The organism is Chitinophaga sp. Cy-1792 (assembly GCF_011752935.1).
GTDB lineage: Bacteria > Bacteroidota > Bacteroidia > Chitinophagales > Chitinophagaceae > Chitinophaga.
Map to the genome: position 1 here is coordinate 2816538 of NZ_VWWO01000001.1, position 15471 is coordinate 2832008.

The 15471-nt window shown below is 46.6% G+C and carries 11 protein-coding genes; 9 read left to right on the forward strand and 2 right to left on the reverse strand.

Translation table 11 applies throughout. From position 1 onward, the window contains the following. Positions 1-230: 230 nt before the first annotated feature. Positions 231-1067 (reverse strand): glycosyltransferase family 2 protein, encoded by an 837-nt coding sequence (locus F3J22_RS11535; RefSeq protein WP_167017237.1) that lies wholly within the window; start codon positions 1065-1067, stop codon positions 231-233. Positions 1068-1234: 167 nt separating this feature from the next. On the opposite strand from F3J22_RS11535, the gene F3J22_RS11540 reads away from it, so the two are divergent. Then, positions 1235-3490, forward strand: coding sequence for a family 78 glycoside hydrolase catalytic domain (locus F3J22_RS11540; RefSeq protein WP_167017239.1), 2256 nt, complete (start codon positions 1235-1237; stop codon positions 3488-3490). A gap of 3 nt (positions 3491-3493) precedes the next feature. Here the strand turns inward: F3J22_RS11540 and F3J22_RS11545 are convergent, their stop codons facing one another. Further along, entirely contained in the window at positions 3494-5014 is a 1521-nt protein-coding gene (locus F3J22_RS11545) for a hypothetical protein (RefSeq protein ID WP_167017241.1), read from the reverse strand. A gap of 209 nt (positions 5015-5223) precedes the next feature. On the opposite strand from F3J22_RS11545, the gene F3J22_RS11550 reads away from it, so the two are divergent. The 8 genes from F3J22_RS11550 (at position 5224) to F3J22_RS11585 (ending at position 15268) form a co-directional block, all read left to right on the forward strand. Beyond that, the gene (locus tag F3J22_RS11550) at positions 5224-5640 is read left to right on the forward strand and encodes an organic hydroperoxide resistance protein (protein WP_167017243.1); all 417 of its coding nucleotides are present in this window, start codon (positions 5224-5226) and stop codon (positions 5638-5640) included. Between the two features lie 17 nt (positions 5641-5657). Further along, entirely contained in the window at positions 5658-6110 is a 453-nt protein-coding gene (locus F3J22_RS11555; RefSeq protein ID WP_167017245.1) for a MarR family winged helix-turn-helix transcriptional regulator, read from the forward strand. Positions 6111-6231: 121 nt separating this feature from the next. Then, entirely contained in the window at positions 6232-7392 is a 1161-nt protein-coding gene (locus tag F3J22_RS11560) for an iron-containing alcohol dehydrogenase (RefSeq protein ID WP_167017248.1), read from the forward strand. A gap of 26 nt (positions 7393-7418) precedes the next feature. Then, positions 7419-8525: an NADH:flavin oxidoreductase gene (locus F3J22_RS11565; RefSeq protein ID WP_167017250.1), complete on the forward strand. Its 1107-nt coding sequence runs from the start codon at positions 7419-7421 to the stop codon at positions 8523-8525. Positions 8526-8816: 291 nt separating this feature from the next. Further along, a complete protein-coding gene (locus F3J22_RS11570) occupies positions 8817-9371 on the forward strand; it encodes an RNA polymerase sigma factor (protein WP_167017251.1) in 555 nt (184 codons plus the stop codon). Between the two features lie 94 nt (positions 9372-9465). Then, positions 9466-10422: a FecR family protein gene (locus F3J22_RS11575; RefSeq protein ID WP_167017253.1), complete on the forward strand. Its 957-nt coding sequence runs from the start codon at positions 9466-9468 to the stop codon at positions 10420-10422. An 18-nt stretch (positions 10423-10440) separates the two neighbouring features. After that, a complete protein-coding gene (locus F3J22_RS11580) occupies positions 10441-13653 on the forward strand; it encodes a SusC/RagA family TonB-linked outer membrane protein (RefSeq protein ID WP_167017255.1) in 3213 nt (1070 codons plus the stop codon). 19 nt (positions 13654-13672) lie between these two features. Beyond that, positions 13673-15268: a RagB/SusD family nutrient uptake outer membrane protein gene (locus tag F3J22_RS11585; protein ID WP_167017257.1), complete on the forward strand. Its 1596-nt coding sequence runs from the start codon at positions 13673-13675 to the stop codon at positions 15266-15268. Positions 15269-15471 lie beyond the last annotated feature (203 nt).

Sequence of the window (15471 nt, forward strand, 5' to 3'; positions counted from 1 at the left end):
AAAGGTTTTTAGGGATAGTATATTATCTAATTGTTATGAATAAGATATAGTTATTTTTTCAGGTAGATATTTGTCTTTCCTGAATCGATTTTAAATGTCCCCTAAAGTTGCAATTGAGCTACTGTGGCTTATGACCGAAGTATGTCCCGCGCCGGAGGCGCGGGACATACTTCGGCTTCAGGACGATGCCGGAGGCATCGTCCTGAAGCCGAAAAAATATATAAAATAGATTAATGCTCAACGCTGTTATGCTGTTTCATCTGCTGTTCATGCAGTTCATTCACATCCAGCCGTACGCGTGGTTGCGCATAGGCATTGGAAATAATTCCGTCAAATAATCTGAATTTGGCTATACCCAGTTTTTGTAGAAAATACTGGAGGCTGACGCGTAATACACCGAGTCCGTATATACTGCTTCTGCGGAAGTTAATGGACGATGCTTCTTTGAAATACCTGGTAGGACAGGTGATTTCAGCGATTTCATAGCCACTGAAAAATATTTGTGCGACCAGTTCATTATCAAAAACGAAGTCGTCGGAGTCATTATCGAATGGGATAGATTCCAGTACACGGCGATGATAGGCGCGGTAGCCCGTATGGTATTCAGAGAGCTTCTGCCGCATCAGGAGGTTCTGGGAAACGGTGAGCAGTCTGTTGAAGAAATATTTATAAAGTGGCATACCACCTTTAAGGGCGCCCATGCCGAGGATACGGCTGCCGAACACTACCGGGTATACGTTATTGGCAATAAGTGCAGCCATCGGTGTGACCAGGGCAGGGGTATACTGATAATCAGGATGTAGCATAATGATGATATCGGCGCCGAGTTCCAACGCCTTCCTGTAGCAGGATTTCTGGTTGCCGCCATAGCCCTTGTTTTTTTCGTGGCATACAATGTAGTGAATACCAATGTCCTTCGCTACACCTACCGTATTGTCCTTGCTGGCATCGTCAACCAGGATAATGTCATCCACAATACTGCGGTCAATTTCTTCATAGGTGATTTTCAGTGTTTTATCGGCATTGTAGGCAGGTAATACCACTACCACTTTCTGACCGTTTATCATGACAGATGATTTTGAGGATGAAGAACTATATTCTCAAATTAATTAAAGCCACTGCATTGAATTTGCGGGGATTATGAAAAAAAATGCAGGCATTAACATCTGGTAAAGCAAGTAGATAAATGATTTTAGTATTATGCAGATGATTTTTGAGACCTCAATTGTTTTTGATGAAACATTTACTGTGCTTCGTTACGATATTATCACTTGGTTTTGTGGAGTTTGTATCAGGTCAATCCGTTTGGACACCTGATATTAAATGGATTAATCCCGGCTTTGCAGAAGATACCGTTCTACGGTCGCCGCCTGTATTCAGGAAAACATTCCGTGTACTGAAGCCGGTAAAATCTGCCACCCTGTATATTTCTGCGCATGGAGTCTATGAGGGAATGCTGAACGGCCGTAGAATAGGCGATGCCTTTTTTGCCCCCGGGTGGACCAGTTATGATACCCGGCTGCAATACCAGCAATATGAGCTGGGAGATTTAATAAAGAAGCAGAACGATCTACGTATAACCGTTGGTGAAGGCTGGTATCGTGGCGTTTTCGGCGGTCTTATGGAGAAAGATAACTATGGCCATGATGCAGGGATTATCTGCCGGATAGATATCCGCTATAAAGATGGCTCCGCTGATACCATCATCAGCGATACCAGCTGGCAGAGTAGCACCGGCCCTATCCGCCACAGCGATATTTACGGCGGTGAAACCTATGATGCCAATATACAGCCGGACCATTGGTACGGTGTACGTACAGGCAATTATTCCACCGCTATACTGGTACCTGCCATCGGGCAGGCAGTAAGGAAACACGAGACATTTAAACCGGTAAAAGTATGGACAACGCCCGCCGGTGATCAGGTGATTGATTTTGGACAGAACCTGGCAGGGTGGGTGCAATGCCGCCTCCACGGCAATACCAACGATACCGTAGTACTGCAACATGCTGAAATGCTGGACAAAGCCGGTAACTTCTATACCGGCAACCTCCGGGAAGCAAAAGCTACGGACACGTATATACTGAAAAAAGGTACGGCAGTTTATGAACCGCATTTTACCTGGCACGGATTCAGGTACGTAAAGGTGAGCGGTGTTAAAGTGCAGCCCGCAGATTTTACTGCCGTTGCCCTGTATACAGACATTACGCCGGCAGGTACTTTCAGCTGCTCTGATACCATGCTCAATAAACTGCAGCATAATATCACCTGGAGCCTGAAAGGCAATTTTCTGGATATTCCCACCGACTGCCCGCAGCGCAGCGAACGATTGGGCTGGACAGGCGACGCACAGGTGTTTTTCCGTACCGCAGCATTCAATTTTGATGTATCCTCCTTCTATGAAAAATGGCTGCAGGACCTCAAAGCTGATCAGCGTGATAATGGTTCTGTACCGGCTATCATTCCCAATATTTACCGCAACCTGCAACCACCGCGCCGCCACGGCGTCGCAGGCTGGGGGGATGCTGCCACCATCGTGCCCTGGAACAGCTACCTGGTATATGGTGATACGGCCATCCTGCATAAACAATACGAGAGCATGAAAGCCTGGGTGGACTATATCCAGGCAAACAGCAAAAATGACTACTGGAGTGCCAATGGTTATGGCGACTGGCTGGCGCCGGGCGATAGTACTTCCCTGCCTTATATAGATCAATGTTTCTGGGCATATTCTACACAATTGGTGGTCCATGCTGCGCAGGTATTGGGCCAAACAGCGGATCAGGCAAAATATGGCGACATGCTCCAAAGGGTGAAAGATGCCTTTATGAAAGCGTATATCCATCCGGATGGCAGTACTATGCCCAATACGCAAACCTCCTATGTGCTGGCGCTGGAATTTGACCTGCTACCGGATAGTCTGCGTAAACCCGCCGCAGCCAGGCTGGCCGCGCTGATAAAAGCAAATAATAATCATCTGGCTACAGGATTTTTGGGGACACCTTTCCTCTTGCATGCTTTGAGTAACAATGGCTATACTGGTGTGGCATATGATGTGTTGCAGCAGGATACTTACCCATCCTGGTTGTATCCTGTCAGGATGGGTGCTACCACCATATGGGAAAAATGGAATGCCATATTACCGGATAGTACCGTACAGGCTACATCTTATAATCACTATAGTTATGGCGCTGTTGGCGACTGGCTGTATCGCACGGTGGCAGGTATCGATGCGGCCCAGCCAGGGTACAGGCATATCAGGATAGCACCGCAGCCAGGCGGAGGCATAACATGGGTGCGGGCAAGTTATAATTGTCCGTACGGAAAAATTGTTTCAAACTGGAAGAAAGAAGGCGATAAGTTGCAGATGGAAGTGGAAATACCAACAGGAACTACGGCAACAGTAATAATACCCGGAAAAGCACCGGTAGAAATAAAAGAAGGCCGGTATACCTTTGAAGGGGTATACCAGCCTTCCGGTGGGGGCTGATTACTAAACAGCAGCCTTAACGGATTTTTCGTCGGGCTGCAATTCGCTGCTATGTAAAGAGAATAAAAGGAGGATGATCATCGGCACAAACTGATAACGTAATACTACCGGAGTAGCGAATACGCTGAAACCGAAATTGACGATCAGGAATACGATCGCCAGCAGCATGGCCTTGAAGGATAAAATGCTGCCTGCGTTCTTTTTTCTTCCTACCAGCAGGAAAATTACCGATGCCAGGAAATAGACATTGATGGCGGTAAAAAATATTTTATAAAGATAGAAGAAAGCGTTTTGGAATGGTATAGGCGGAACCGAATATACCGTTGGGTCTTTCACCTCAAACCACTTAGCGGGACTGCTTTCCATTTTAGGACTGCCCAGGTTGTAGTTCGTGTATTTTTCCATATACGGATAAAAATAATTCTTTGTATTCAGCCACATATAATACCGCATAAAGGAAAACGGATAGTGTTTGATGAGATAACTACCGTATTTATTGTAGATAGGCGAAACAGCTCCCCAGGCGGCAAAATAACCTGCAGGTGTATGGTCTGTAATTTTTACATGGTTGAGCAGGTAAGGCTTCAATACTGCAAAAGGTACTTTGATGAAATAAGTGCCGGGTACATCTGCTAATTGCTCTTCAGTGGGATTTACCTTACTGAAGAATACCTGTGCTAATTTGTCCAGCTCCTGCGTGCCTTCCGGTAATTTTGTAGAATCCACAGTAATATGCCCGCGCATATACAACGCATTGTTGGCAATCTGCCATCCCCCGAAAACAGAAAACTCTGCCGTACCAGTTATCTTTTTTGTTTCCTGTTCAGTATGTAAAATAAATGGTATAATGATGAGCCAGGGAAGTATCATGCCCAGTAGCTTTAAATGCAGCTTATAGCTGGTTAACAGGATCGCAAAAATGGCTACCAGTGGGTAGTACATAGCCGTATAGCGAATCATGAACGCCACCCCGATCAGTATTCCCTGCGTCAATATATAAGAGACTTTTGGTTGTTTGTACATCCATAGATATTGTGCGAAAATAACAAGACTGATACTACAAAACAGGGCATCGCTCAATACCGTGTTGGCAAGGTACAACAACGCAGGGTTGACAATAAGGAAGATGAAGAAAATATTGGCATTAATACGTTTTAAGTCCAGCAGGTAAAGTGCCGTGAAAAAGAAATACAGCAATGCCAGCTGTAGAATAAGATACTGTACCAGTACAAGAAATACGTGGGAAGGTGATACCAGGTGCACCAATGCCAGGAACCAGGAGTAGCCAATCGGCCAGAGGTTTACCTGCATATGCCATAAATTGGTGTCGATATAGCTCCACGAGTCAGAAATGAAATCAGGAAAAGGATAGAGCATTTTAAAAATCACAAACTGGACAACCGTCAGTATCGCTGCCCAGAGTAAATAGGATCTGCCTGTCTTGCCCTTCCATACAAAAGAAGAAAAAGAAGGCTTTTCTCCCAGTGGCTGTGCCTGATGGGATAGTAGCTTGATAATGTTCATATGCGGAGAGTTTCGATGGCATAGTAATCTAGGGGGAAACTAAATATCCGTCTTTAGGCTGCTACCAGACGTCAGTAATTAGAAATGTCGGCTTTTTGTCAGTTCTGTGTTAAAATTGAATTGTATCGCTTGCGATATAATATTTACATCTACATTTGTGTCGCAAACGATATAATTTAATTATCTGCTTACATCATTAAAATATTACCATGGCAAACACAATTTATCAGACAAAGGCAACAGTTACAGGTGGAAGGAACGGACATGTAAAAAGTGAAGATGGTGTATTGAATATAGACCTGCGCATTCCTAAGGAAATGGGCGGACCAGGTGGTGCATATAGCAATCCGGAGCAATTATTTGCTGCTGGCTATGCTGCATGTTTCGATAGTGCGCTTAACTTTGTAGCTGCGCAGCAGAAAATCAGGCTCAACGGATCAGCAGTGACCGCCACTGTGGGTTTACAGAAGCAGGACCCGGGCTTTAAACTGGAGGTACACCTGGATGTTACCATCCCTGAGCTGGATAGGGCCGAAGCACAAAAATTGCTGGAAACAGCACATCAGGTATGTCCTTACTCCAATGCACTACGCAATAATGTGGACGTGACACTGACCCTGGTGTAACACTAAAAAAAATAACATTGGAATCATCACTCAAACTCTCTGATCAGATTTGTTTTCCGGTATATGCGGCATCAAGGCTGATTATCCGGAAATACACACCCTACCTGGACGAGCTGGGGCTTAGCTATCCGCAATACCTGGTTATGCTGGTATTATGGGAAGAGGACCATGTACCCGTACGTCATATCGTGGAAAAGCTGTTGCTCAATACCAATACGGTGACGCCGCTGCTCCAGCGGCTGGAAACCATGGGGCTGCTCAACAGGAAAAAGTGTCCGGAAGATGAACGCAGAGTGATCGTTACCCTTACTGCAAAAGGTAAGAAACTAAAGGAAAAAGCGGCAGATATCCCGCAGGATATGTCGGGCTGCCTGCTTTCCGACCAGATATCCGTGGCAGATCTCAGCCAGCTGGTCAAAACGCTGAACCAGCTGATCGTTCAGCTGGGCTGTGGCGCAGAAGACCAATAGCAGCCGGACTTGACGGATATTTGTGATATACGTCACTTTCTTTCAACCCCGGCCTGCGGATATTTGTTATTTCCTCACAGGCGTTAGCAATCGTCTGCATTTTAAACAAAAAGATTAAACCATGCTGAATTTCGAATTCTATAATCCTACTAACCTGGTATTTGGTAAAGGACAGATCGCCAAACTGAAAGACCTCGTTCCGGCCAATGCCAGGATCATCCTCCTATACGGCGGTGGCAGTATTTTTAAGAACGGTATTTATGAACAGGTGACTGATGCACTGAAAGGCTTTGATATTACTGAGTTTGGAGGTATAGAACCGAATCCTCATTTCGAAACACTGATGAAAGCGGTAACGCTGATCCGTGAAAAAGACCTCAACTTCATACTGGCCGTAGGCGGTGGTTCTGTTATCGATGGCGCTAAATTCGTATCTGCTGCCGTGAAATTTGACGGCAACCCGATCGATATCCTCCAAAAACATATCCGTATCAAGGATAACGTCATTCCTTTCGGTTCCGTACTCACCCTGCCAGCTACCGGTAGTGAAATGAACTCCGGTTCTGTGGTTACCATCAAGGCTACACACGAAAAACTTTCTTTCGGTGGCCCGGCGCTGTTTCCGCAGTTTTCTATCTGTGACCCTACGGTAATAACCTCGTTGCCTAAACGTCAGTTGCAAAACGGTGTCATAGACGCTTATACACACGTGCTGGAACAATACCTGACCTATCCTGCCGGCGCTTACCTCCAGGACCGTTTTGCGGAAAGTATCCTGCAAACACTGGTAGAAGTAGGACCAGCAGTGGTGGATAACCCGGACGACTATACGCTTGCATCTAACTTCATGTGGAGCTGCACCATGGCTCTCAATGGCCTGATACAGAAAGGTGTTCCGACAGATTGGGTAACCCACATGATTGGCCATGAACTCACCGCACTGTATGATATCGACCATGCCCGTACACTGGCCATCATCGGCCCTAACCTGTACAAGGTGATGTTTGAGACCAAAAAAGAAAAGCTGGCCCAGTATGGTAAACGCGTATGGAATATCCAGGGAGATGATATTGACACTGTAGCCAAACAAGCTATAGACGCCACGATCAGCTTCTTCGACAAAATGGGAATGAATATGAAATTATCTTCCTACACAACCGAATACGCTAAAACAGCCGACTTCATCGAAAAACGTTTCATCGAAAGAGGCTGGACCACCATGGGAGAAAGAAAAAATATTACGCCTGATAAAGTAAGACAGATAGTAGAATTAAGCTATTAAGATGGCTTTTAAACAACAGACAAATCATGAACACAGGAAACCTATTCAAACCATTCGACCTTAAATCGCTGCACCTGCGTAACCGCATCGTGATGGCGCCTATGACAAGGTCATTCTCCCCGGGAGGGGTACCTACCGCCAACGTAGCGGCCTATTACAGTGCACGTGCTTTCGGTGAAGTAGGATTGATTCTTTCTGAAGGAACGGTAATCGATCGCCCTTCTTCCTCCAATGATCCCAATGTGCCCCATTTTTATGGAGCAGCAGCCTTGCAGGGCTGGCAACAGGTGATCAATGGCGTTCACCAGGCAGGCGGCCAGATGGGACCACAAATATGGCATATGGGTGTAATGAACAACCACCATTCCGGCTGGGTGCCTCCAACACCGTTCGAAGGCCCTTCCGGACGCCAGCACCCTGCGCTGGAAAATGGTAAGGCCATGACAGATAAAGACATTGCAGATACCATCGCCGCCTTCGGGAAAGCCGCTGCTGAAGCTAAACAGCTGGGCTTCGATACAGTGGAAATTCACGGTGCGCACGGTTACCTGATAGATCAGTTCTTCTGGGAAGGTACCAACGACCGTACTGATAAATGGGGTGGTAAAACCCTGGCAGAAAGAAGCCGCTTTGCGCTGGAAGTTATTAAGGAAGTAAGAAGAAGTGTAGGAGAGGACTTCGCCGTTATTCTCCGCTTATCGCAATGGAAACCTGCGGACTATACCCATAAACTGGCTGCCAATCCTTCTGAGCTGGAAGCCTGGCTGCAGCCAATGGCCGATGCCGGTGTGGACATCTTCCATGCTTCCCAACGTCGCTTCTGGGAACCTGAATTTGAAGGCAGCGACCTCAACTTCGCAGGATGGGCTAAAAAAGTTACCGGCAAAGCCACTATCACCGTAGGTTCTGTAGGACTCGACGGCGAATTCCTGGCCGCATTTGCAGGAGAGAGCTCCAAGCCCAGCGGCCTCGAGGAACTCCTCCGCCGCTTCGATCGTGGCGATTTTGACCTGGTAGCCGTAGGCCGCCCTTTACTTTCGGATCCTAACTGGGTGAAAAAAATTAAAGAAGGCAGACATGAAGAACTGAAAGGCTTCTCCAAAGAAGCACTCGCTTCGCTGATTACCGAATAATTTTTAATAACATTATTAGCCGGCTAAGAAACGCTTACGTATCATGTGCCCGATACATAACCGTCTCTTAGCCGGCTTTCTCATTGATATTTACCGGGAGTAACTCTCTCCCCCGCCGGAGGCGGGGGAGAGAGTTACTCTTTTTTCCAATGCCGAAGGCATTGGAAAAAAGAGTAAGACAATAAAACATAATCACTGGCATCCGCCAATGTTAACACAATGCTATCATTCTCCCCAGCTATTTTTTCTCTAATCCCCGTCTTTTAAATTTGCTGCGTCCGTTTTTAAAATATGCCGCAACCAACAGACATACAGCTGGTAGATCGCCTGAAATCAGGCGATTTCAAGGCATTTGAAGCTATTTTCAATGCCTGGTGGGAAGAGCTGTTCGTATATGCGGCCAGGGTACTGGAAAGTCAGGCTGATGCACAGGATCTTGTGCAGGACCTCTTTACCAGTATCTGGGAACGCCGCGATCACCTTGAACTGCAAACGGATATCCAATATTACCTCTTCAGCGCCATACGTAAACTGATCCTTCGCCGCTTCCGCGACCAGGGACTGAAAGAGAAACACCTGGAGAAATTCATTGAATACAGCGACCTGCGTACTGCACTCTCCCAGGTCAGTATAGAACAAAAAGACCTGTTACGCCATTTTCATAACGACCTGCGTCAGCTTCCTGAAAAAGAGCGACAAGTATTTGAGTGGTACCATTTCGATGAACTGAGTATCCGCGAAATTGCCGCCAGAAGCGGAACGGCAGAACAAACGGTTCGGAATCAGCTGGGCAATGCCTACAAAAAAGCTCGCCCTATGCTACATCGTCTCCTCCTTTTTATCTGATCAACTTCCTTCCAATATTACCATAATGTTAACTCCGTTTTTTGAATAGTTAAAAAGATGTGCTTGTGCAACTTTACTTCAAACAAGCGGGATTTTGGATCTTCAACAACTCAGAAAATTAATATCACAACACCTCGCCGGTGAAGATAAAGACGCGGCGGTGCTGGAGCAATGGCTGGACCATATGGCCGGACAGCAGCCCTTTCCGGGAGAAATGCCTGCAGGAAGGCAAAAGGAACAACTCCGTAAAGCGATGTTGCTCGAGCTTCGCCAGCGAACCGGTCAGCCGAATGGCCGTGTAACCTTTATGACTATACGTCGTATGGCGGCAGCTGCGGCAGTAGCGTTGTTTCTGACAGGCGCCGCATACTGGTGGTTTACAAAGCCCGCCGGACGCGTGAATTATATTGCCCTGCATACCAATATCGGTGAACGTAAGCAAATCCGTCTTCCCGATAATAGTACCATCTGGCTGGGGCCTGATGCCACTATTGAGTACGCAGAAAATTTCACGTCAGACAGAAGCCTGCGTTTGCAACAGGGAGAAGCTTTTTTTGATGTATATAAAGATGATGCACACCCTTTCCGTATAGCCGTTGACAGTTTACAGGTGGATGTATTGGGTACCTCTTTTAATATACAGGCATATGAACAGCATTCCGCTGTTACCATTGGTGTAAGTACCGGTAAGGTACGCATCAGTAAAGGATCGCAGGTAATGGGCGTGTTGACGGAGCACCAGCAGATGCAGGTGCAGAAAAATAATTACACCTGTCAGATGACCACCGGAACACAGGATGTAGAAGGATTAAAAAATAACAGAATCAACTTTGAAAATATGCCATTGGCAGAAGTTTTAACTGTACTGGAACATTACTACCCTGTCAGATTCACCTTGGAGGCGCCGCTGGAACTCCGTATCAGCGGTTCTTTCAATACTAAATTGAAAATTGAACAGGTAGTACATGTATTGCAAGACCTGGTAGCAAATAAAGTAGCAATTATTCAACAACAACCTGATATTTATTTAGTCAGATCATCCCGAAATTAAAAATTAACCTGGCCTGATATGATTTCAAATTTAAAGAAAGCCGGTACAAAGCAAATTTGTACCAGGGCCCTCTATGCCCTTATGCTGGTGTGTTTCGCAGAAAATGCCAGCGCACAGCAACAGCATACGCTGATACAGCAGTTACATGTGAAGGAAGGTTCCCTTACACAGGCATTACAGCAGCTGCGTAAAGAAGCCGGAATTGACATTGTATACGAAGCGGCAGCACTGGAACGCGTGAAAGTAGCTGCACTCGATATCAGCAATCAACCTGTTGAACAGGTGCTGCGTAGTCTGCTCAAAGGCACCGGCTACCAGTATGCCATCAATGAAGGTGTGATTATTATCCGTAAAGAAAAAGCCACCGTAGCAGTTTCCGGTATTGTTATGGAGAAAAGCTCTGCTACACCGCTTCCTGGCGTCAATATCGTTGTAAAAGGCAGCAATGCCGGCGCTATTACCGGTGCAAAAGGAAACTTCAGTATTCAGGCAGATCCTGCAACGGACACACTTATACTGAGCTTCATCGGTTATAAAACACAACGTATCGGACTTAACGGACGTACAAGCATTAACGTTAGCCTGGATGCCAATACCAGTATGCTCAACAGCGTGGTGGTAGTAGGTTACGGCCAAACTACCAAAGGTGACCTTACCGGCGCCGTATCACATGTTGGCAGCGAAAGTTTCAACACGGGTGTATTCAACTCTCCGGAACAGCTGCTGCAAGGAAAGGTACCCGGACTGAACATCACCCGTAGCGGTGATCCGAATGCTACGCCCAGCGTGATCCTCCGAGGCCCTTCCACTTTTCGTAGCGGTGAGGCACAGCAACCTTTCTATGTTATTGATGGCGTGCCAGGCGCTTCTATTCAATTGATTTCTCCTGCCGATATCGTATCCATGGACGTATTGAAAGATGCGGCTTCTACTGCTATCTATGGCGCCCGTGCAGCCAACGGTGTTATCATGATCACCACCCGCCATGCCAAACCCGGACAAAGCTGGGTAAGCTATAATGGTTATGCAGCAGTAGAAAATGTTAGTAACAGTATACAGATGTTATCTGCGGATGAACTGCGTAACTTTCTCAAAGCTAACAGCAATACACTTGCTCCAAGCGATGAGAACAACGCCAATACCAACTGGCAGAAGGAAGTAACCCGTCAGGGATTCTCCCATAACCACAATATCTCTTTTGGCGGTGGTAACGAAAAAACAGTGTTTGATGGTAGCGTTAACTACCTGCAAAACAATGGTATCATGAAAGGCTCAGACATGGAACGCCTCAACGTTCGTGCGAACCTGGAACAACGTGCTTTCGACGATCGCCTGAAACTCAACCTGGGCATCAGTAACAGCATCTCCACCCAGGACCGCATCCCTGATCTGGTATTTCTGAATATGCTGACCTATCTCCCTACCTCTAACATAAAAAATGCAGATGGTACCTTTAAGGAAGACTGGACCCGTACCAGGGATTATCTCAACCCGGTATCACTGATCGTTAACAACAGCGATCGTACGAAAACCAAAACCATGCTGGGTAACGCCCGCGCTGAACTCAAACTGCTGGAAGGCCTGACCTATACGGTAAACCTCTCCCTGCAGGACGAACAGATTAACAGGGATATCTATAATGGCCGTGCTTCCGGGCTGGCACAAGGCCTGAATGGCCGCGCCATCCGCAGTGCCTTTACGAATACACGTAAGTTACTCGAGACCTACTTCAACTATGGCGCTAAATTCGGCGACCACGACCTGAAGTTACTGGCAGGTTATTCCTGGCAGGAAGACCGCAAAGGTGACGGTTTCCAGACCTCCAACCAGAACTTCGTTTCCGACGCTACCAAAGGTGATAACCTGAGCTTCGGCAGTGCCCTGAATGGCTATGTACCTAATTATGGCACCACCAGGATCTCTACACTTCGCTTTATTTCCTTCTATGGCCGTGCTAATTATGGTTATAAAGATAAATACCTGTTACAGGTTTCCTTACGTGAAGATGGTTCTTCGGCTTTTGGCATAAACAACCGCTGGGCCTTATTCCCGGCAGTTTCCGGTGCCTGGAAAATCAGTAAGGAATCCTTCATGGCTGGTGCAGGATGGCTGGATGATATGAAACTGCGTATAGGCTATGGCGTTACCGGTAACTCACTGGGCTTCGACCCGCTGATTGCTACGCTTCGTTACGACCTCTCCGGTAAATTCTACTATAATGGCCAGATCCTCAGCAGTATTGCACCGGTGCAGAATGATAACCCTAACCTGAAGTGGGAAAGCACTGCCATGACCAATGCCGGTATTGATATGACTATACTGAAAGGCAGACTGGGCTTCTCTTTAGACGTATACAACAAAATTACCTCTGACCTGATCTACTCTTACAACGTACCTTCCATCAGTGTGGTGCCAACTATGCTGGCAAATGTTGGAAAGATGTCGAACAAAGGTATAGAGCTGCAGATAAACGCAACGCCTGTACGTAGTGGTAAATTTACCTGGATTACCAGCGCCAACATCGCGCATAACAAGAACGAAATCGTTTCCCTGTCCAATGATATCTTCAAAGTAAAATATATTGAAACTGCTGACCTGGGCGGTCGCGGGCAGTCGGGCAACTACTCTCAGCGACTGCTGGAAGGTATGCCGCTGGGCACATTCTATACGATGCGTTTCGCAGGAAAAGATAAGGACGGATTGTCTCAGTTCTATAAACCTGATGGTACCCTTTCGCATGAGTACAACAGCACCTACCTGGTACAAACTGGTAATGCACAGCCTAAGCTGTTATATGGTTGGAGCAATACCTTCACCTATGGAAACTTTGACCTGAACTTCTTCCTGAGAGGCGTTTACGGTAATAAGATCCTGAACGCTACGCTGGCTAACCTCAACGTACCATATGGTTCTACACAAACCAATCTGCCTAAATTCTCTCTTACCGAATCAGCAAAAGATGACAGGGCTTACCTCTTGAGCGACAGGTATATCGAAAGTGGCAGTTACCTGCGTCTGGATAATGCTACCCTGGGATATAATGTACCGATGCATAATCCATATATCAAGAGATTACGTGTATACGTTTCCGGTAACAATCTTTTTGTGATCACCAATTATCGTGGTATTGACCCGGAAATCAATATGGGCGGACTTACACCGGGTATTGACAATAATAACTTTTATCCAAAGACACGTTCATTCCTGGTGGGTCTGAATGCTTCATTCTAAAAGTATAATATGATAATTTATGAAGAAGATATTTTTATATAGCGCCTTGTGCGGATTAGCGCTGACAACAGCATGTACCAAACTGGACGTAAAAGTGGAATCGGAATATGTGAAGGATAATTTCCCTACCACGCCGGAAGGGTTTATTGCAGCTTCGGGTCCTATCTATTCTCAGCTGGCAACATCCTTTGCCATTGATTACTGGCGTTTGCAGGAGCTTTCTACAGATGAAGCCATTATACCTGCCCGCGATGGTAACTACGATGATGGTGGCCAATACCGCTTCCTTCACCTGCACACCTATACGCAGGACCACCCTACCGTACGCAGCGTATGGCAGTGGGGTTTCGGAGGTATCAATGCCTGCAACCGTATCTATGAGCTGTTTCAGGCTGCGCCGGAGAGCGACAGCAAACCTGGCGCCTTAGCGGATATCAGGGCAATGCGCGCACTGTACTATTATTTTATGATGGACCTGTACGCCAACATCCCGCTGATTACAAAATTCAAAACAACGGAACTGCCGAAGCAGTCGAACCGTGCGGAGATCTTCGCTTTTATTGAATCTGAGCTGAAAGCCGTGCTGCCGATACTGAGCAGTACTACCGGCCAGATTACGTATAGCCGTCCTACAAAATGGCTGGCCTTCGCTATCCTGCAAAAGATGTACCTCAACGCACAGGTATATATCGGTAAAAATATGTATACGGAGTCTGTAGCCATGGGCGACAGTATCCTGGCTTCCAATAAGTTTTCCCTGACCAGCGATTATGTCAGCATCTTTGCGCCTGACAATGGTCCGCAGATTACAGAAACCATCTTCGCCATCCCTTACGATGCCAATGTTATCGAGGGTAACCAGTTTGGCCGTTTCGGGCTGCACACAGGTTTGCAGGCAAAATATCAGCTGCCTTTCCGTCCGAGTATTGCGATGAGTACCATTGCTTCTTTCTACCAGAAGTTTAATCTGCCGGGAGATGTAAGAAATGCTACCTGGCTGGCGGGTAAGCAATATAACTTCGACGGAACGCCTATCCTGATCAGTACCACCAAAAAGGGGCTGGACGATACCTATACCGGCAGCGACGGCGCTACTACCATCAAATGGCAGCTGGAATTCAGCCCGGAGATGCCGTTGAAAAAGGTGGAAACCATGGATGTTGGTAACGATGAACTGGGTAAGGCAAGAGGGGTAAGAAGTATAAAATATTATCCTGATAAGAATACCAACCCGAGTACCAGGAATTCCAATAATGATGTACCGGTATTTCGTCTGGCAGATGTTATGCTGATGAAGGCCGAAGCTATTCTTCGTGGCGCCGCTGCCACTACCGTTGCCGGCGAACTGCAAACTGCGGATGTACTGGTAAATAAAATCCGTACCCGTGCAAAAACCACACTGGTAAGCGGTATTAACTTAGATGAACTGCTGGAAGAAAGAGCCCGTGAGATGGCCTGGGAAGCATGGCGCAGGAATGACATGATCCGCTTCGGTAAATACGAAGGACAGTGGGGCTTCAAAACAGATGCGGATATTAGAAAACGTATCTACCCGATCCCGGCAACAGAGATTACCCTTAATGGTAACCTGACCCAGAACGAAGGTTACAAATAATATGATTTCATAGGTGCCTTCGGCACTTAAATTGGGCTCGCAAAGCAGCATAAGCAGCAGAGCAGCAAAGACCAGTATTTTGTTGTTTAGTTTATCTGCAAACTTTAACGGACAAAACATAAGCCTTTGCTGCTCTGCTGCTTATGCTGCTTTGCGAGAAAAAACAGCGCCGTAGGCGCATGCTAGTAAACAATTATCTATAT